General features: G+C 42.9%; 16 protein-coding genes. 5 read left to right on the forward strand and 11 right to left on the reverse strand.

Going from position 1 to position 17,839, the window contains the following annotated elements:
- Positions 1 to 31 precede the first annotated feature (31 nt).
- The 4 genes from LLF92_01765 to LLF92_01780 all read left to right on the forward strand — a co-directional run bounded on the left by LLF92_01765 (position 32) and on the right by LLF92_01780 (position 3,730).
- The gene (locus LLF92_01765) at positions 32 to 436 is read left to right on the forward strand and encodes a GntR family transcriptional regulator (protein ID MCE5339842.1); all 405 of its coding nucleotides are present in this window, start codon (positions 32 to 34) and stop codon (positions 434 to 436) included.
- Positions 429 to 1,319: an ABC transporter ATP-binding protein gene (locus LLF92_01770; protein ID MCE5339843.1), complete on the forward strand. Its 891-nt coding sequence runs from the start codon at positions 429 to 431 to the stop codon at positions 1,317 to 1,319. Before LLF92_01765 ends, LLF92_01770 begins: the two co-directional genes overlap by 8 nt.
- A 14-nt stretch (positions 1,320 to 1,333) precedes the next feature.
- Complete coding sequence (locus LLF92_01775; protein MCE5339844.1) at positions 1,334 to 2,719, forward strand: hypothetical protein; 1,386 nt, start codon at positions 1,334 to 1,336, stop codon at positions 2,717 to 2,719.
- Between the two features lie 69 nt (positions 2,720 to 2,788).
- Positions 2,789 to 3,730 (forward strand): DUF6263 family protein, encoded by a 942-nt coding sequence (locus tag LLF92_01780; GenBank protein MCE5339845.1) that lies wholly within the window; start codon positions 2,789 to 2,791, stop codon positions 3,728 to 3,730.
- A 299-nt stretch (positions 3,731 to 4,029) separates the two neighbouring features.
- On the opposite strand, the gene speB is transcribed toward LLF92_01780, so the two are convergent.
- A complete protein-coding gene (speB, locus tag LLF92_01785) occupies positions 4,030 to 4,881 on the reverse strand; it encodes an agmatinase (GenBank protein MCE5339846.1) in 852 nt (283 codons plus the stop codon).
- A gap of 178 nt (positions 4,882 to 5,059) precedes the next feature.
- Positions 5,060 to 5,623 carry an arginine decarboxylase, pyruvoyl-dependent gene (locus LLF92_01790; protein ID MCE5339847.1) on the reverse strand — a complete coding sequence of 188 codons (564 nt, stop codon included), beginning with the start codon at positions 5,621 to 5,623 and terminating at the stop codon, positions 5,060 to 5,062.
- A 335-nt stretch (positions 5,624 to 5,958) separates the two neighbouring features.
- Here LLF92_01790 and dnaK point away from each other — a divergent pair, with 335 nt between their 5' ends.
- Positions 5,959 to 7,908, forward strand: a complete 1,950-nt coding sequence (gene dnaK, locus LLF92_01795; GenBank protein ID MCE5339848.1) for a molecular chaperone DnaK — start codon at positions 5,959 to 5,961, stop codon at positions 7,906 to 7,908.
- Positions 7,909 to 7,998: 90 nt separating this feature from the next.
- On the opposite strand, the gene LLF92_01800 is transcribed toward dnaK, so the two are convergent.
- The 9 genes from LLF92_01800 to LLF92_01840 all read right to left on the reverse strand — a co-directional run bounded on the left by LLF92_01800 (position 7,999) and on the right by LLF92_01840 (position 17,756).
- A complete protein-coding gene (locus LLF92_01800) occupies positions 7,999 to 8,754 on the reverse strand; it encodes a dockerin type I domain-containing protein (GenBank protein ID MCE5339849.1) in 756 nt (251 codons plus the stop codon).
- 12 nt (positions 8,755 to 8,766) lie between these two features.
- Positions 8,767 to 9,456 carry a prepilin-type N-terminal cleavage/methylation domain-containing protein gene (locus LLF92_01805; protein MCE5339850.1) on the reverse strand — a complete coding sequence of 230 codons (690 nt, stop codon included), beginning with the start codon at positions 9,454 to 9,456 and terminating at the stop codon, positions 8,767 to 8,769.
- Entirely contained in the window at positions 9,456 to 10,070 is a 615-nt protein-coding gene (locus LLF92_01810; GenBank protein ID MCE5339851.1) for a PEP-CTERM sorting domain-containing protein, read from the reverse strand. Before LLF92_01810 ends, LLF92_01805 begins: the two co-directional genes overlap by 1 nt.
- 147 nt (positions 10,071 to 10,217) lie before the next feature.
- Positions 10,218 to 10,523 carry a hypothetical protein gene (locus LLF92_01815; GenBank protein MCE5339852.1) on the reverse strand — a complete coding sequence of 102 codons (306 nt, stop codon included), beginning with the start codon at positions 10,521 to 10,523 and terminating at the stop codon, positions 10,218 to 10,220.
- 264 nt (positions 10,524 to 10,787) lie between these two features.
- Positions 10,788 to 12,191 carry a tRNA uridine-5-carboxymethylaminomethyl(34) synthesis GTPase MnmE gene (gene mnmE, locus LLF92_01820; GenBank protein MCE5339853.1) on the reverse strand — a complete coding sequence of 468 codons (1,404 nt, stop codon included), beginning with the start codon at positions 12,189 to 12,191 and terminating at the stop codon, positions 10,788 to 10,790.
- 40 nt (positions 12,192 to 12,231) lie between these two features.
- Positions 12,232 to 13,584 carry a hypothetical protein gene (locus tag LLF92_01825; protein ID MCE5339854.1) on the reverse strand — a complete coding sequence of 451 codons (1,353 nt, stop codon included), beginning with the start codon at positions 13,582 to 13,584 and terminating at the stop codon, positions 12,232 to 12,234.
- 456 nt (positions 13,585 to 14,040) lie between these two features.
- Positions 14,041 to 15,855 carry a membrane protein insertase YidC gene (gene yidC, locus LLF92_01830; protein ID MCE5339855.1) on the reverse strand — a complete coding sequence of 605 codons (1,815 nt, stop codon included), beginning with the start codon at positions 15,853 to 15,855 and terminating at the stop codon, positions 14,041 to 14,043.
- A 51-nt stretch (positions 15,856 to 15,906) separates the two neighbouring features.
- Complete coding sequence (locus tag LLF92_01835; protein MCE5339856.1) at positions 15,907 to 16,683, reverse strand: metallophosphatase family protein; 777 nt, start codon at positions 16,681 to 16,683, stop codon at positions 15,907 to 15,909.
- Between the two features lie 206 nt (positions 16,684 to 16,889).
- On the reverse strand, positions 16,890 to 17,756 hold the full coding sequence (locus LLF92_01840; protein ID MCE5339857.1) for a hypothetical protein: 867 nt from the start codon (positions 17,754 to 17,756) through the stop codon (positions 16,890 to 16,892).
- Positions 17,757 to 17,839: the final 83 nt, after the last annotated feature.

The raw sequence follows: 17,839 nt of genomic DNA on the forward strand, positions 1-17,839 counted from the left end.
GTAATACAGTAATACAAAAGGATTAAATTTCATGTTATTGGAAATAGATCATCATAGCGGCGTACCGATTTACCAGCAGGTAGTCCGCCAAATCCGTCAGCAGATTATGACTGGCGACCTGAAAGAGGGCGACCAACTCGAAACCGTCCGCGAACTTGCCACACGGCTGAAAGTCAATCCTATGACTATCAGCAAGGCTTACTCACTCCTCGAAACGCAGGGTCTCGTCGAAAGACGACGGGGCATCGGGCTTTTTGCAGCCAAAATTAAGGATGAGAACAGGGAACAAATCAAAGACCAGATGCTCGAGAGCATTATGAACAAAGCCGCAGTTACCGCTATCCAGCTTGGCTTGTCCGAAGAACAGGCCGCAGAATATTTCAAAAAACAATTCCGTCAGTTCAACTCCGCCAATGAAGGGGATAAAAATGAATAACGAAAATATCATTGTTCAAATACGCAGCCTTTCCAAACGGTTCGGAAAAATTAATGCACTCGACAACATCAACCTCGATATTTCTCGCGGTCAAATCATCGGACTGCTCGGCGCAAACGGCTGTGGGAAAAGTACTCTGCTTCGACATATCATAGGTTTGTATCTTGCCGATGCAGGCACGTGCGAAACTTTTGGAACTGACGCCGCAAAACTTTCTCCCATTGAACTCGGAAAAATCGGATACGTCCATCAGGAAGGCGAGCTTCTCGGCTGGATGACTTCAGAACAATTGATTCGATATGTCAGCGCTTATTACAAAAACTGGAATCATCAACTTGAAGAAAAATTCGTTGCCGACTTTGAAATTCCGCTGGATAAAAGAGTTGCTTCATTGTCGCCCGGCCAGCGTCAGCAGCTTGCGATATTACTCGCGATTGGTTTCGATCCTGAATTATTAATTCTCGATGAACCCGCATCCGCTCTCGACCCGCTGGCAAGAGGCCGGTTTCTTGATTTGTTATTGCATTTGATTCAGGATGGAAACAGAACGATAATAATTTCCTCGCATATTTTAAGCGATGTCGAAAAAGTTATCGACCATACAATCATTATGCAGAAAGGGCAAATTATTCGTGATTGCAGTTTCGATAGTTTGCGCGAAGAGTTCCTGAAATTCACGCTTATATCTTTGAATGGTTCTCTGCCGAGCCAATTGCCTTTTAAAAATGTCATACAATGCGAACGAAACGGTAACAAAGCCGTAATAATTGTGCAGGATAATACGGAAGAACAACTGCGTAGTGCTGCAAAAAATATTAACTGTGAAATAGAAATCAAAACACTGCCTTTGGATGATTTATATAAAATCGTAGTTTGCGGATAACGAAGGATTTTACTATGTCGATTTTAGCGATTAATTTGAAACATCTGTATCAACGGATACACGTTCGCCTGCTTTGGCTCGGCTTTATTGGTTCGCTTGTTCCAATTATTATATTTGCAATCAAGGGCGGCACAGGCATATTTGAAGGCGTTCTCATCTGGTGTTATCTCTTCGGATTGTTTACAGCTTCAATACCGGTTGAGATAATTACAAAACCTTTCGCGTTTTGTCTACCCGGCCATCATAAAATTCCGGTGAAGTATTTGTTTTCCATTTGCTTTGCTGTGGAATTTTTGTTTCTGATAATTTTTCTGTTTTACCCCGCCCCCAATTTTGCAGATATATTAACGACAGCGTTTTCTATGACTATGGCCGGTACAATGTTATATTGGCTCGGCGCATGGGTTGTATTCCGCTTTCCGAGTTGGACTGCTACAATTGGATTTATAGGTTTGTCCGGCTTGTCGCGAGAATTTAATATTCCGGAAATTATTAAGTATATTATTGTAAAAGAATGGCTGGCTATTATTTTTGCCGGCGTTTTCGTCAATGTTCTGGCGTATCTGCATTGGAATAAAAATGACATCGCAAGAAAATATTGCGGCAGATTCTGGCTTAGCTTCTTTGATGCGTGGAACAAGCAAAGAATAAAAATTTATACTGAAAGCAAAATTGCCGCAAAAAAAGATAACTGGAAAATCTCTCCTGCGTTGGAAGCATTTTTTATTAAACGAATTACGAATGCCGGCCCTAACTTTGAACGATATATCTGGGGCAGTTTATATCAAGCCTTCGCTCTTTTTTTCTCGCAGAGAAAATGGGGTGCGATTTCTTTTGTTATTACCATGTCGATATGGTTGGGGATATGTTATATGTCTCGCGGCATAGGCAATATATTATTTGTAATACCGGGAATAATTATGATCCAAGCGTACCTGCCAATTCATTCGCCGATGCTTATTAATGGCGGCAGAAGAGAAAGGTTCTGGGCGTTATTTGTGGTAATAGTCGCCGATACAATACTTATTATGCTTTTAACTTCCGGTTTGGCTTTATTAACGAAATTGATTGCTCCGATTATGCCGGCACTTACCGTGTCAAATGAGGTGGTACGATTTAATCCATTGGATATAAGGTTATTTTTTATTCCTCTGTTTATAATACCGCTTATGATGGCTCTCCGTTTACTATTGCACAAAATACCGGTGCTTATGATGTTTACGGCAATAATTGTTTTCACGGCAGTTTGGGCAGCGACAATGGCCTTTTTCACGGCTACACGCAAAAATATTACGCTGCCGTATGTAAATCCTTTATCGATAATATGTTTGATAGTTATCGCTTGGTTAATATTTGTAGTGGTATTACGCCGTGTTTGCTTAAAGCGAAATTTAATATAAATTTTATGTAACAAAATCAAGTTTATTGGATATATTATTATAGACAACTTTTTTATTAAGGAGCTAAAAATGAAAAGAGTGATTTCGGTATTAAGTGTGGTGATTCTGCTGGCAACAGTTTGCTCTGCGGCAGATAAGGTGGACCTGAAACTTCGTCTAAAGGCAGGGGACTCCCACGAAATGAAGATAACCCAGGTACAGGACATGTCCCAGACAATGAACGGGTCGGAATTCAAAATGAAGCAAACGCAGGAAATGGTTCTGGGCCTCGATTGCGTCGGTGTTGATGCCAACGGCAATATGAATGTCAAAATGTCATACAAATCTATGAAAATGAGTATGGAAGGCCCGATGGGCAAAATGGAGTTCGACTCGACAAAGCCTAAATCAGCCGACGCCAACACCCCGCCGCACGAAAAAATGATGGCTGATATGTTCGCAGCTATGGTCGGCAGTGAATTCCAAATGAAAATCAAACCAACCGGCGAAACATCTGATATCCGTGGCCTGTCGGAGATGATGAAAAAAATAAAAGGCGATGCTAACTCGCAGCCGATGGGCGATATTATCAGCAAGATGTTCAATGAAGATCAGGTCAAGGAACTTACCGGCAATATGATGAATATGTATCCTGCCGAGCCGGTCGCGATTGGCGATAGCTGGTACGATACAAAGAGTATGAATTTTATGATGCCGATTGATATCGATACTACTTATATGCTCAAGGGCGTTAAGGACGGCATCGCGACGATTGATATGGTATCGAAAATGGATATGGGCGACTCTTCCAAGCCGATAGTGATTGACCCGAACAATAAGATGTCAATGCAGCTTGCCGGCACAATCAACGGTACAAGCGAAGTCGATGTAAAAACCGGTATGACAAAGAAAACTGATATGACGATGAACTTTTCAGGTATGATGAAAATGGAACCTAATCAGGATATGCCGCAGGGTATGACAATGCCGATGTCGATTAAAGCAACAGCGACTGTAGAATTGACAAAATGACATTTTTGTCATTGCGAGCCTTTTGGCGAAGCAATCTCTTTTGCGCAAACAAAAACGGCCTTTGGAAATTCCTAAAGGCCGTTTCATTTTTTAGAAAGCAAAGGTGTTATTTTTTCTTCTTTGCGACTTTTTTCTTTGCAACTTTCTTTTTAGCGACTTTCTTTTTTCCGCATCCGCAACTTCCGCATGCACACATAGTAAATCCTTTCATAAAAAAATGTGTCATCCCCGCGAAAGCGGGGAACTATTTCTTTATTATCGGCCTTTATGCAAAAAATCTTTGAAAATTCTGGACATTTTTATAGTTCGAACTTATAGCTCAACAGTTTATAGATTAGTTTTGCGGTCAAAAAGTCAGAGCCTTTGTTGGTTGGATTCGGGCAAAGCTCGACGATATCGAACCCAACGACGTTTTTCTTTGTCATCAGCAGCCGCAGGAATTTCATAACCTGATACCATCCCAAACCGCCCGGCTCCGGCGTGCCTGTTGACGGCAGTATCGATGGGTCGAACGCATCGAGGTCGATAGTCAGATACACGTTTTTCGTCAGCATATTCAGACATTTGTTGAACCATTTGTCATTGTCATAAATATCCTGTGCGAGGAAAACGTTCTTTTGCTTCATCGCTTTTGCTTCTTCGACAGCACCGCTTCTGATTCCAACCTGAACTATAGGCGCGATTTCACGAGCGCGAGCCATTACGCATGCGTGATTGTATTTTGTGCCGTGATACTCTTCGCGAAGGTCTGCGTGCGCATCGAACTGAATCACTGAAACATCTTTGAATGATTCGACGTGCGCCTGAATTGATGCTGCGCTGATTGAATGTTCGCCGCCGAGTGTTACGACATATTTTTTGTTTTGAATGTGCGTGAGCGTTCTTGCTTTCAGCTCGGCAACCATTTTGTCAGCGGATTTTTTTTCTTTGATTGGTTTGTCTGTGAAGATTCCCTGCTTGTAAACTTCCGAATCGGTTTCGATGTCGTAGGTTTCCATATTCGCCGATGCTTCGAGAATCGCGCCCGGCCCTTTGTCTGCGCCTTTAATCCACGTGCTTGTCGCGTCGAACGGTGCCGGCAGAACGACTATTTTCGCGTCTTTATAATTTGAGTATTCTTTTGGCAGGTCGCCGAAATTATATTTCTTCATTTATTTCTCCGAAATATTGTTGCCACTAAGACACAAAGGCACCAAGTCATTTAAAATTTAAGATTGAAGAATGAAGATTTAAGGAACGCCTTCGGCGAGATATTTACAACAATCTTCAATCTACAATATTCAATCTTCAATTTATTCGTGTCTTGGTGTCTTTGTGGCTATTTGTTGATTACTCAAATATGAACATAGCGATTGCTACTGTTGTTGTCCAAAGGCCTTTTTGTCCTCTGGCTGCCTGTGTGCAGTTCGATGTTCTGATGAACAGTCCGCTGGATTTGTATGCCTGTTCTTTTTCGCTCCAGGCTTTGTTTGGGTCAACTTCCATACCCAAAGTCGTACCGAGCATTTCGGCCGCCAAGTCTTCAGCCATATCGCCGGCCTGTTGTTCGTTCATACCGTGGCCGTGAACTTCGCTCAAGTAACCCCAGTTATTCTTATCTTTTGGAGCGGCTATACCAATTGAGGTTGCGACTAATCTGCCGTGTTCGTTTGTATCGCATCTTGCCATAACGCAAAACGCGATTGAACCAGGCACAAGTTCTTTCAGGCCTGAATCCTTACTGATAATTTTGCATTTTGGCGGCAGAATTGACGAAACCTGAACAAGGTTCTGGTTCGCAACGCCCGCATCTCGCAGCGCTTCCTCGAAGGATTTAAGTTGATATCTGTGTCGTCCGACACCTTTGGTTAAGAAAATTCGTTTCGCTACAAGAGCATTTACAATACTTGGCATCTCTTTCCGTTCCTTTCAAATAAAACTGACACGCCAAAAGAATTCAACTATTTCGCTTATATTATAAGGAAATGTAAAATATCAAAATAAAAAATCCTGATAAAGTACAAAAATGTTTTAATGAGCCTTTATCGACGCCTCTGGGCGTTCAGCATTACATTAACTGTAAACTCTGCGGCACATCTGCCAAAATGGCACTTGTATCTTAATTCGGCAAAATTTACAAGTCTTTATTTTGTAATATGTTACAAATTTTCCCAATGCTGGCACATAGTTTGCACTTTATAGAGATGTAACATTAAATAGTCTAAAGGTAGTCTAAGGAGACACAAACTATGGCAAAGATAATAGGTATAGATTTAGGAACAACCAACTCGGTCGTATCCGTGATGGAAGGCACTTCACCGAAAGTGTTGATTAACTCCTCCGGCAGCAGGCTTACTCCGTCAGTTGTAGGTTTTACTGACAAGGGTGAACGCCTTGTTGGCCAGATAGCCAAGCATCAGCAGGTAACGAACCCTGAAAATACCGTTTTTTCTATAAAAAGGTTTATGGGCCGCCGTCATAATGAGGTTGCCGCTGAAGAAAAGACTGTTCCGTACAAAGTTGTCGGCGGGGCTGCCGAGCTGGTAAAAGTCAACGTCAGAGGTAAAGAATATACACCTCCTGAAGTTTCAGCGATGATTCTGCAGGATTTGAAGAAAACCGCTGAAGATTACCTCGGCGAAAAGGTTGACAGAGCGGTCATTACCGTTCCGGCCTATTTCAACGATGCCCAGCGTCAGGCTACCAAAGACGCCGGCACGATTGCAGGTTTGAAGGTCGAAAGAATTATTAATGAGCCGACAGCCGCTGCTTTGGCTTATGGCGTTGAGAAAAAGAAAAACGAAAAAGTCGCTGTGTTCGATTTCGGCGGCGGTACGTTCGATATTTCAATTCTTGACATTGGCGACAACGTCTTTGAAGTATTGAGTACCAACGGCGACACGCACCTTGGCGGCGACGACCTTGACGAAGTGTTGATTAATTATCTTGCCGATGAATTCAAGAAAACTGAAGGCATTGACCTTCGCAAAGACCCGATGGCTCATCAGCGTCTGAAAGAAGCTGCTGAAAAAGCGAAATGTGAACTTTCGAACCAGGTCGAATCGACTGTAAATCTGCCGTTCATCACAGCCGATGCTTCCGGCCCGAAACATTTACAGGTTACTATTACACGCAGCAAGTTCGAAGCGCTCGCCGAGCCGGTTTTCGAGAGATTGAAAAACCCGTGCATAAAAGCGATGAGCGATGCGAAGATGAATCCGTCTGACATTGCGGAAGTTCTGCTCGTCGGCGGTTCAACAAGAATTCCGAAAGTTGTAAATATAGTTCGCGATTTATTCAAGAAAGAGCCGAACAAGAGTCTGAATCCTGATGAAGTTGTTGCGATTGGCGCAGCGGTACAGGGCGCAGTACTTGCCGGCGACGCGGGCGTAAAAGATATTCTGCTTCTGGATGTTACTCCGCTTTCGTTAGGCGTTGAAACACTCGGCGGCGTTATGACAAAATTGATTGAACGCAACACGACTATTCCGACAAGCAAGAAAGAAGTTTTCTCTACCGCTGCCGATAGTCAGACAACGGTTGATATTCACGTACTGCAGGGCGAACGAGAATTCGCACGCGATAACAGAACGCTCGGAAGATTCCAGCTTTCTGATATACCGCCTGCTCCTCGTGGAATGCCGCAGGTTGAAGTTGCTTTCGATATTGATGCAAACGGTATTTTGAATGTTTCAGCGAAAGATCTCGGCACTGGTAAACAGCAGTCGATACAAATTAAATCAAGCTCCGGCTTGAGCGACGAAGAAGTTAAAAAGATGCAGCAGGACGCTGAAGCTCACGCTGCCGAAGACAAGAAACGCAGAGAAGTTGTTGACCTGAAAAATCAGGCCGACCAGTTGGTTTACTCAACTGAAAAAACTTTGAAAGAGCACGGCGAAAAGGTCTCTGGCGATGTCCGCGGCAAAATTGAGTCTGCCGTTAATAATTTGAAGGAAGTTGTTAAGGGCGAAGACGGCGATGCGATAAAGAAGGCTATGGAAAATTTAAACACCACAGCGCAGGAACTTGGCAAGATTCTTTATGAAGAAGCCGCAAAGAAGCAGCAGGCCGCAGGCGGCGCACAACAGCAGCCGGCACCGGAAGGTCCTAAACCAACCGATGGCCAGCAGGAAAATGTCCACCGCAAAGGCGGCGACGATGTCATCGACGCTGAATTTGAAGCAAAGGATCAGAAATAACAATGTTGTTTAGCCGTCGCCGGCACGGCGATGAATTAATATTTAGCCCCCAGATTTACTACAGTCCTCGCAGGGGATTCTGGGGGTTTTTTATTTTAAATAATTTTCCGCAAGCAACACAAAATCCTGAAAATTGACTTTGCTATCTTTGTTCACGTCCGCACGTTCGTAATAATCATTTTCTCTGCTGCCATTTTCTTCAAGCCAGTAGTAGCTGAACTCTGCGGCATCTTCCAAATCAACTTTGCCGTCAATAACCAAATCGCCCGCGAGCGGGTCAGACCCGAAAGCAATACTAAAAGGTTCTGATGCTTCGTATTTGCCGAGTTCGTCATAGATAATAAAAGTAATCCACTGCAATTCAGTTCCGCCCGTTGATGCCGGTGCGCGATATTGAAAATGAATATGCGTATCCGAAAGCACACTGTGATTAAATGAATCGCCGGCTTCGTCGAGTGTGATGCCGATTGTATCGGTATCAACTGCTTTGAATCCTGGTGTTATCGAAACGCATTCGACAATGATTCGATAATCGACATTTGCTGTTCCGGATAGTTGCCTGTTCGGGTCAGTTGCACCGATAACATCAAACCCCGGCTCGCCAATCTGATACCGGTCGTAACGTGAGTTATAATACAGCGGATAATGCCAGTACAGCCATGTTGCTTCTCCATTGTTGTCCGGATCGCTGTGCCGATATTTTTGCGTGCAGTTGACAAACAATTTATTATCGTCGCTTGTGCCGTTGATACCATCTGGATTGCAGCCGATTAAAAAATGGTCGAGCGAACAATCAGCTGCGCATATACTGCACATCAAAGTTAAAATTATAATAATCATTTTCATTTTAATCTTCCTTTATTCATCTTTCGGCCAGACAGGTGCGCATTCCGGAAACCAGAAACAATTCCCCGGCCAGCTATATGTATCTTCAAGTTTTAATATCTCCGCGTGTCCATCAGCGAAAAGATAATTTGATTTCTTGCTGTGTCTGTCGTAAGCGATTTTGCCTTTTGCCTCTCGAATATCAGCCCACTGTTCCGGATGAATGTGGTCGTAGGATGTCCAGCTCGACGGACTTTCAGCGACGTAAATGCAATACTGCGGCTTTGGAATCATTCGTGTTCTGTTGTATTGACCTTTGTATCTGCTGCATTTTGAATCGAGCAGGCCGTTAAGTGCAAAGCTCGACCATCTTTTATTTCCCTGCGCGCCGAGCGGCTTGCTCCAGTCGATGAATTCTTTTGCTGTGTCGGAAGGGCACTTGAAAAGCAGATTTTGTTTGAGATATTTCGATAAAATTTTCAGCCAGTATTGATTTGGGTCTGTTATATGACACGAACTATCCGGCAAACGTGTGTCGCTGTCCTGAAAATAACATTGCAGCGCAACACCCATCTGCCGCATATTACTCGAGCAGATAATTTTTTGCGCCTGTTGACGGGCTTTCTTTAATGCCGGTATTAGAACTGCCAGCAGGATAGCGATTATCGATATCACCACCAGCAGTTCTACCAGTGTAAATGCTTTGAAATGCTTTCGCGTCATTATTTCTTTCGACGTTTCAAAACGGAAACCAAACCTGCGCCGAGCAATGTAAGCGTTGCCGGTTCAGGAATAGTTGTGAATGTCAGCGTATACTCTGCAGAATCAGCGAAATCAGTTGTTCCGTTGTCGAACAATTTAAATGTTGCGGTAAACGTCTCGCCCGCGCCGGATGCCAGAGCAAGAAACTCTGTATGATTATGAAAATACCAGCCTTCTTCATCGTCCCATGCCGGAGCATCGAAATTGTAAGTTGAACCATTTGAAGTCAGAATCTCAAGTGTTGTGGATTCGTCTTCCATCCAGAAATTTATCGGGTCAGAATAACTGACTCGCTGAAGAGAAATCAGCCAACCCGGCGTTGTTGCTTTATCATTGTTATCAAGTCGATAATCTTCTTCCGCTGAATGCCAGCAGTCGAGTTCAGCGACATAAATTTGTTTATCGCCGATATAGTCGCCTGTCGGTATCAGTTCGATAACTGAAGGTACTTCATAAATTAAAAGCTGGTTATTATCAGCGCCGACAAAAATATGTTCATGGCAGTATGCCGCAGATGAAACAAACAGAATGGTTGCCAACGAAACTATGATTGCGCAAAAACTTCTTCTTAACATAAAATATCTCCATATAAATTTGGTTTTAATAAAATTTGGAACATAGCGGAAACCCTATAAGGGAAATCCACGTTGTTTAGCCGTTGTCGGTACGACAACGCGTCATCCCGCCTTTGGGCGGGATATTAAGTTATTGAATTGGATATTCTATGCTAAGCTCGGAGGTGCCCGAAGATATGGAATGCGAAAATCTGAATTTTGTATAAAAATTTCTGATTTGCAAAGATTTGTATGAACAATCGGCGGCAGTTCGAAGCTGACGGTGTCATTTAAGATGACCGCCTGTGGTTTATTTACTGCTGCCTGCTGACAGATAGGACAGTGATGTTCATCGTGTCCGCCTTCATCGTGTGAGTGTTCAGCAAGATGGATATACAGAAAAACATTGGCGGCGTTAAGCAAAAAGACCGCTAATGCGATAAAAACAACGATTTTTCGTGATAATTTCATCATATTATTGTTGCAACAATGTTGCATTATAACAAAAGCGGTTTTCATTACAAGAAAAAACTTTGCTGAAGCGAAGCGAAAGCCCCTGAATCTTCAGATTTTTTCCATCCTTGTAAGGGACAAAACAGAAGGGGTAATTTATGTGGTTTAAAAAAACAGTGTCATCAGTGTAATCAGCGTTTAAATAAATAGTGTTAATTCGTGGTTATTCGTGGTTAAAAAAATAAAACAAAAACCTCTGTGTTCTCTGTGAGCTCTGTGGCCAAGTTACTTGCCTATGCAAAAACGTGAAAAAATATTATCGAGAATCGCCTCGTCGATATGTTCAGTTTCTAACTTTGATAAATTCTGTAAAGCCGCCCGCAAAACAGCCGCCGCGATTTCTTCGTTGCCGTTTTGAATTTCTGTGATTGCGTTTTCAATATTTTTTACCGCATCGCTGACTGCTGCTTTATGTCTTTGCGTAAGAGCTGTTTTATCGTGCGATTCTGATGACGCCGCGGTTTGACTGATGATATTTTGCTCAATGGCATTCTTTAATTCATCAAGACCGGTTTTGTTTTTTACACTTGTCTGCAAAAATTTTTGTTTAAATATTGTTTCGAGTTTATTTTGGTTGCTTGGTAAATCGCATTTTGTCGCAAGGAATATTGTAGGGGCAGACCTATGTGCCTGCCCAGTGGGCGAACACGTAGGTTCGCCCCTACATACTATGTTTTTTATAATTTCCAAATCTTCCGCATACTCTTCTTTTGATGAATCAACACAGAAAATCAAAACATCGGAATTTTGTACAGCTCTTTTTGCCGCCTCATTTGCGAGATTTTGAAGCGTATCGTCTGATTTTGTAATAACGCCCGCGCAATCGACAAGCACGCAATCACACTTGTCAAGTTCAAGCCAGTGTTCGAGAACATCTCGTGTTGTTCCGCTCTGGTCGGAAACAATACTCCTGTTTTCGCCCAGCAGCGCATTTACAAGACTGCTCTTGCCCGCGTTTGCCGCGCCTGCGATTACGACAGTTGGTGCTTGTGAAATTTGTTCGAAAGTTATTGAGCCGCCGAGTAGTTCATTAAGGTCGGTTAGGATTTTTTCTGCGGATTCTTTTGCTTTATCTTTGCTGATGATTTCGATATCGTCTGCACTGAAATCCAAACCTGCTTCGATAAGGCTTAACAGTTCGAGAATATCTTTTCGTATTTGCGAAACTTTTTTTTCTATTGAGCCGCCGAAAAGTTTTTGTGCCGCTGCGAGCTGATATTGATTTGAGCTTTCGATGATTTCAGCGATTGCCTCGGCTCGTGACAAATCTATTTTGCCGTTGACGTAGGCTCTGTAAGTGAACTCGCCCGCAAGTGCCGCCCGACATCCGGAAGCGAGAAATTTCGCGAAGAGTTTTTCGATTATTTCATCGCATCCGCAGATGTGAATTTCTGCGGTGTCTTCGCCAGTATATGAATGCGGAGAGACGAAAGAATAAATCAGGCATTCAACTCCCAACCCGTCGAAATCTATATGAACCGGCGTAATGGTTTTTTGTTTTCTTAAATCACAGCCGGCCAATGACTTTAATAAATCAAAAGTTTTATCACCGCTGACGCGTATGATTTTCTTTATGGAAGGAGTCGCTCCGCTCGATACCGCGATAATTGTGTCATTTATGTCATACATAAGTAAAATTATACACAATTTTTAGAAAAATAAAAGTTGTTTAGCCCACAAATACGGTTTCTGCCGGATATTCATAGAGAACAGGTCTTTGTCTGCCAATCAGGAAAAAGCCTGCTGCCAAAGGTCCAATTCGTCCGATGAACATTGTTATCGTTAGTATGACTTTCCCAACAGGACTTAGGCCTGAAGTTATGCCCATAGACAAACCGGTGTTGCCCAGAGCGGAAACAATTTCAAAAAGAGTATGCAGATAAGATGTTTTTTCAGTTGCGGATAATATAATCACATCAGCGGTAATGATAAGAATAAACCAGCTAAAAACGCTGAAGGCTCTGTAAATAAGTTCAGGCACAATTCTGCGTTCGAAAATACTAATATCTGTTTTTGTATTTCGCAGATGCGACCAGAGAAATACAATAATCAGACCAAGCGTAGAAGTTTTTATTCCTCCGCCCGTACTGCCCGGCGACGCGCCGACAAACATAAGAAACATAATATACGTCAGACTCCTCGGATTCATTGCGCTGACATCAACAGAGTTAAATCCGTCAGTAGTGGATGCGGATATCGACTGAAAACTCGATAGCATAAGTTTTTCTTTGAAACTCATATCGCTCGGCCACTCCTCGGCGAAAAGAATTATAATTGTTCCCAGCAGCATTATTAAAGTTGAAACGATGATGATTAACTTTGAATGAATCGACAATCTTCGCGGCCGTTGATGTTTGACCATTTTTGAAATGTAGCTGCAAAAATCATAAAGCACGATAAAGCCAATGCCGCCGATGATGGACAAAATATCAATGGTGATATTCATAGTGATGCTTGATTTGTATTTCATCAGGCTGTCAGAAAAGAGACCGAATCCTGCCGTGCAGAAAGCGCTTATGGAATGAAAAATTCCAAGATAAATTGCGTGACTTGTTGGAAAATCTTTTTTCCAGAGCATCGCAAGAGCTATCGCTCCTGCCAACTCGAAAAAAAACGTAAATGCCAGAACAGATATAAAAAATCTTCCAAGTGTTCTGAAATCAGGCCCGGATATGGATTCCTGCGCAACAGCCTTTGCGATTATTGGCAGCCGCATTTTAAGCATGTATGCCAGCGATATGATGAATGTCATATAACCGATGCCGCCGATTTGAAATATGCACAGCAGCACGATTTGGCCGAACTTGCTGTAATAGGAGCCGATATCGACAGTTGTTAATCCTGAAGTGCTTATTCCAGACGCCGAAATAAATAATGCATCGAGAAAAGGCTGATGTTCTCCGGATGTGCTCGCAATCGGCAGCGACAGTAATATCGCGCCGATGATTGTAATCAGAGCGTACCCGGAAACGAGAATCTGAAACACGGTCAAATTCTTAAACCAGTTTTTTACAGTATTCATTTTTCCTTTCACCTTTGGGCAAAAGGTGCGCAACAAAAAACTGCCGGGTTGGCAGTTCGTTTGTAACGTTCGTGAAAGAACCTTTCAGTGAATCCGCGGATGAGCGCTTTAAAAATCACTGCTATTTCAATCGCGAAAATTACCACCCTAAAGGGTGCGCCATTGCCCTTTCAAATGCCTGCGAAGTTAGCTGACGGGCTCGGGTTTGAAAGTACCCTATCCTTTCGGAATACGCCCCAAAAAACTTGGGTCCTCCGCATTTGTGTAATTAGCACAAATCTCGGCTACAATAATATTTAATTATCTATATAATTATCTCTTGTGTTTTCGTTGTGTCAATAAAAAAACACAATTCTGATTGGCCATAATTCTACAATTTTGTATACAATTAATTCTTCATCCCGATTTATCGGGATTCAGCAATTTTGATTTTTTATATTTGATATTTAATTTTTGTTATGAGAATTTAATCGGTGGCTTTGGTTTTTTCTTTTTCAGTTTTCCGCCGAGTTTGCTTGTCGTCGCCACAAGTCCTGTCGCTTCGAGCGCTTCTTTTTCTTTAATATGTTTGCGTATTACATATTGTTCGGCGACGCCTGCAGCCGTGCTTGCCATAATATAAAGATTCAATCCCGATGGTGCGCGATACAGGAACATCAGCATCATAATCGGCATCATCCACAGCATCATTTTCTGCTGTTGAGCAGCCTGCGGATTTGCAGAAGGCGCCGTTGAAGGCGTAAGTTTTTGCTGCGCGAACATAGCGACACCCAAAAGAATAGGCAGAAGGTTAAAGCTTGTTCCGATGAATGAGCCTATGAAAGGAATATTTTCTACGGCTGATGGGAAATAAAACAGCGCGTCAGATTGCGAAAGGTCGGTAATCCAGAACGGCAGAAACGATGCGCCTCTGAATTCAATGCCGGTGTTGATTGCGCTGTAAAGCGCCACCCATATCGGCATTTGCAGGAACATCGGCAGACAGCCCAGCATTGGAGCCAGACCCTGTTCGCGATAAAGCGATGCCATCTGTTTTTGCATTTCAGCTTTGTTGTCGCCGTATTTCTTCTTAATCTCTTCGGCCATCGGCCCCAGCTTTGCCATTCTCATCATCGATACCTGGCTCTTCTTGGTAATTGGATGCAGTACCAGGCGAACTACAAGCACAAAGAAAATGATGATAATGCCATAGTTCGGAACAAAATGTTTCATCCAATCCATCGCGTCGAGAATAAAAAAGCTCAACCAGCTAAAACCGATAACGCCGCAGCACGCCTGAAAATCAATTGTGTTAATGAATCCCAGTTTCGTGTAAAGCGGCACGGAGTTGAAAAGATTTTTATCTTTCGGTCCGATGTAGATTTGATATTTATAAGTAACTTCTTTGCCTGCCTCGATTGATGCCGTTTGCGTTTCGAGTATTACGCCGATATTTTCATTGTCTTTGACATAAGCATCAGGGTCGATACTGACAGCATAACTATTCGCGGCCCAGTCGCAGTAAAGATTGTTGTCTGTCGGTACGGGACGAATAATGGAAGTAAAATATTTGTCCGACACAGACGTCCACATAAATTTATAGTCGGCGTTTTTGTGAAAGACTTTTTCTTTTCCGCCGGCCTTTATAACATTTTTTGGGCTGTTTTTTGTTACCTCAACCAGACCGTAAGGATTGACAAACCCTGTTGTCACAGTTCGCATATCTATTCTCTGGTCTTCGCGTGTAATCCCTGCCGGCCCGAACATCTCGAGTCCCGCCTTGACTTCATCTTTGCCGAGATTTGTGATGGTAACATTGCAGTCTAAAAGATAATCTTCGCTTCGCAGTGTGTAAGTTTTCGTCAGTTTTATAAATTCGTAATCGTCCTGCAGAATCACAGCGTTGAAGCTTATCGTTTCGCTTCCGTCTTTGTTTTTATTTACGCCTTCGCTGACCCAGTTGAGTTTATCTAATGGAAATGATTTTCCAATTCCCGGCAGCAGCAGTCGTTTGTTCGCCAGTGAGTTGATATTGTCAATTGACGACAAAACCGAAAACGGCTGCGGATTTTTCCGGTCGCGGTTGCTGTAGTCGCGGAATTTTGCGACGCTTATTCCCGCACCTTTGGTAGTCAGTGAAAGTTCCAGTTTATAAGGATTTTGTTCTTTGGCCGCGGTTGAGCCGAGAGTAAATGTTTTGCTTTCGCCGTTGACCGCCGTGATCTCGGCATTAACAACTCCGCTGATTGCAAGGAAGATACAAAGTACTGAAACGCTAATTAATTTTTTCATAAATCTTCAATCTTAAATCTTCAATCTTAAATTTTCAATCTTAAATTCGTTTTATCTTCCTTCGCCCAACCTGTCGGCCTCGAAGTTATCCAATTCAGGAATGTCGTAAATTTTTTTCTGTGTGGTTTTATAATCGTAATCGAGTCGAACGAAATGCACGTTGTTTTCTTCAATATAAACATAACAGGTGCGGCTGTCTTTATCTCTCGGCTGCCCGACCGAGCCGACATTTATAATTGCGCGTTCATCCGGCACAATTGGATAAACATAATCAAGCTCATCAGGCGCATAGAAATCAGGGTCATCGAGAAAAACGCCCGGCAGATGAGTATGCCCGATAAAGCAGACATGTTTTACGCGGTCGAACTGCGCCGTGATTTTCGCCGGCGTGGTATAAACATCGTCTGGGAAAAGATATTCATTGATAGGCCTTCTCGGCGAAGCGTGCACAAAATCCAGTGTTGCCGGCACACCGTCGAGATCTGCCGTCATAGTCCATCTCATTTGCTGTTTGCCCAGATAGTTCCAGCGATTATGTCTTTTTTTCACGGAATCTTCTGCCTCAAGCTGGCTTCTCGTCCAGAAGCTTGCGCGTTCTGCGCCGAGATTAAAATTCGCCGGCTCATACAGAATCGCGTAGTCGTGGTTGCCCATCACACAAGCCTGTGTCTTTTGGATAACCAAATCGAGACAATCCTTGGGATTCGGCCCATAGCCGACGATATCGCCCAGGCAGTAAATCTTTTTGATACCGCGTTGTTCGATATCCGCAAGAACTGTCGTCAGTGCTTCGAGATTCGAGTGTATATCGCTGATAATAGCAAACATATTTTATCCTGTTTTTTTTGACTATTTGAAGAATGGCAACTTATACCAGAAATGGACTTTAATTACCAGCCTCAATTTGTGATGGGGGAAACAGACGCTCATTGTCGTAAAAGCGTCGGGATTGGGGATACTATGCTTTCTGCAAAGCACAACGTTCAATGTGCAAACAAATCTTCAATCTTCTATCTTCAATTTTCAATCTAAAATCACTCTTCTTCTCGTATGCCGCAAAGCCAGTTGTCGGAAAAGATTCTTAAATCGTTGAAATCTACCGGCCCGCTGCCGTCGATATCCGAGCCGAGCAGACAACTGCAGTTGGGGTCGTAGGTTGCGCTATTACAGTCATACTGCCAGTCGTTGGCCAATCGGTTAAAATCGCTGAAATCGACGGTGCCATCGCAGTTAAAATCGCCTTTTTCCGGCGGAGGATTTTCTTCGTTATATTTGCACAAAACAATACTGTCCACAAGCAGATAAGATTCCAACTGCTTATCGTTCTTATCGCTGACGAACAGGACTAAATTATAATCGCCGGCCTCTGCCGCGCTGAAGGTATATTCGAATTTTGTCCATCCCTCAAAAGAGCCGTAATCGCCCAGCAGGGCAATATCTGCAAATGCCACCATTATAGTTGAAAGGTTTGAATCGTAGAGGGGAACTAATTTAATTTCAGCCCAATCGTTATAATTCAGGTAATCGCACGCGCCGAAGAAATAGACGCCGATTAATTTATCGCCTTCGCTTATTGATATTTGCCGCCAGGCCTTACTGTATTCAATGTCGGAATTACCGGAACTTAACACCAGAAGATTTTCGCCTTTAAATGCCCGAAAGTTTGAATCAAGATCTATCAGCCATCGGTTTTTGGTACCGGGGAAATTATCAGGCCAAAATCCGTTTACAACGGTTACAACATTTAAAGTACTCCAGTCGTTGGGGTCATTATAACCTGTGGATTCGTTGTGAACGAATCGCTCGAAACTGCCGTTATTAGGCTCCCCTACAGCCTGACAAACCCACAGAGCACACAATACAACAACCATGTGCAAATATGTTGTTTTTATACAATTCATATTTCTGAAACACGTATAAACTTTCAGGCTGCTCAATACTATTATATGGATTCAAACAAACAAAATCAAACAAATACTCCAAA

The organism is Planctomycetaceae bacterium (assembly GCA_021371795.1).
Classification (GTDB): Bacteria; Planctomycetota; Phycisphaerae; order Sedimentisphaerales; family UBA12454; genus UBA12454.

Excerpts from the sequence above, each read along its gene's own strand:
- LLF92_01765 (MCE5339842.1), top strand. The coding sequence starts at position 32 with ATGTTATTGGAAATAGATCATCATAGCGGCGTACCGATTTACCAGCAG.
- LLF92_01770 (MCE5339843.1), top strand. The coding sequence starts at position 429 with ATGAATAACGAAAATATCATTGTTCAAATACGCAGCCTTTCCAAACGG.
- LLF92_01775 (MCE5339844.1), top strand. The coding sequence starts at position 1,334 with ATGTCGATTTTAGCGATTAATTTGAAACATCTGTATCAACGGATACAC.
- LLF92_01780 (MCE5339845.1), top strand. The coding sequence starts at position 2,789 with ATGAAAAGAGTGATTTCGGTATTAAGTGTGGTGATTCTGCTGGCAACA.
- speB (MCE5339846.1), bottom strand. The coding sequence starts at position 4,881 with ATGAAGAAATATAATTTCGGCGACCTGCCAAAAGAATACTCAAATTAT.
- LLF92_01790 (MCE5339847.1), bottom strand. The coding sequence starts at position 5,623 with ATGCCAAGTATTGTAAATGCTCTTGTAGCGAAACGAATTTTCTTAACC.
- dnaK (MCE5339848.1), top strand. The coding sequence starts at position 5,959 with ATGGCAAAGATAATAGGTATAGATTTAGGAACAACCAACTCGGTCGTA.
- LLF92_01800 (MCE5339849.1), bottom strand. The coding sequence starts at position 8,754 with ATGAAAATGATTATTATAATTTTAACTTTGATGTGCAGTATATGCGCA.
- LLF92_01805 (MCE5339850.1), bottom strand. The coding sequence starts at position 9,456 with ATGACGCGAAAGCATTTCAAAGCATTTACACTGGTAGAACTGCTGGTG.
- LLF92_01810 (MCE5339851.1), bottom strand. The coding sequence starts at position 10,070 with ATGTTAAGAAGAAGTTTTTGCGCAATCATAGTTTCGTTGGCAACCATT.
- LLF92_01815 (MCE5339852.1), bottom strand. The coding sequence starts at position 10,523 with ATGATGAAATTATCACGAAAAATCGTTGTTTTTATCGCATTAGCGGTC.
- mnmE (MCE5339853.1), bottom strand. The coding sequence starts at position 12,191 with ATGTATGACATAAATGACACAATTATCGCGGTATCGAGCGGAGCGACT.
- LLF92_01825 (MCE5339854.1), bottom strand. The coding sequence starts at position 13,584 with ATGAATACTGTAAAAAACTGGTTTAAGAATTTGACCGTGTTTCAGATT.
- yidC (MCE5339855.1), bottom strand. The coding sequence starts at position 15,855 with ATGAAAAAATTAATTAGCGTTTCAGTACTTTGTATCTTCCTTGCAATC.
- LLF92_01835 (MCE5339856.1), bottom strand. The coding sequence starts at position 16,683 with ATGTTTGCTATTATCAGCGATATACACTCGAATCTCGAAGCACTGACG.
- LLF92_01840 (MCE5339857.1), bottom strand. The coding sequence starts at position 17,756 with ATGAATTGTATAAAAACAACATATTTGCACATGGTTGTTGTATTGTGT.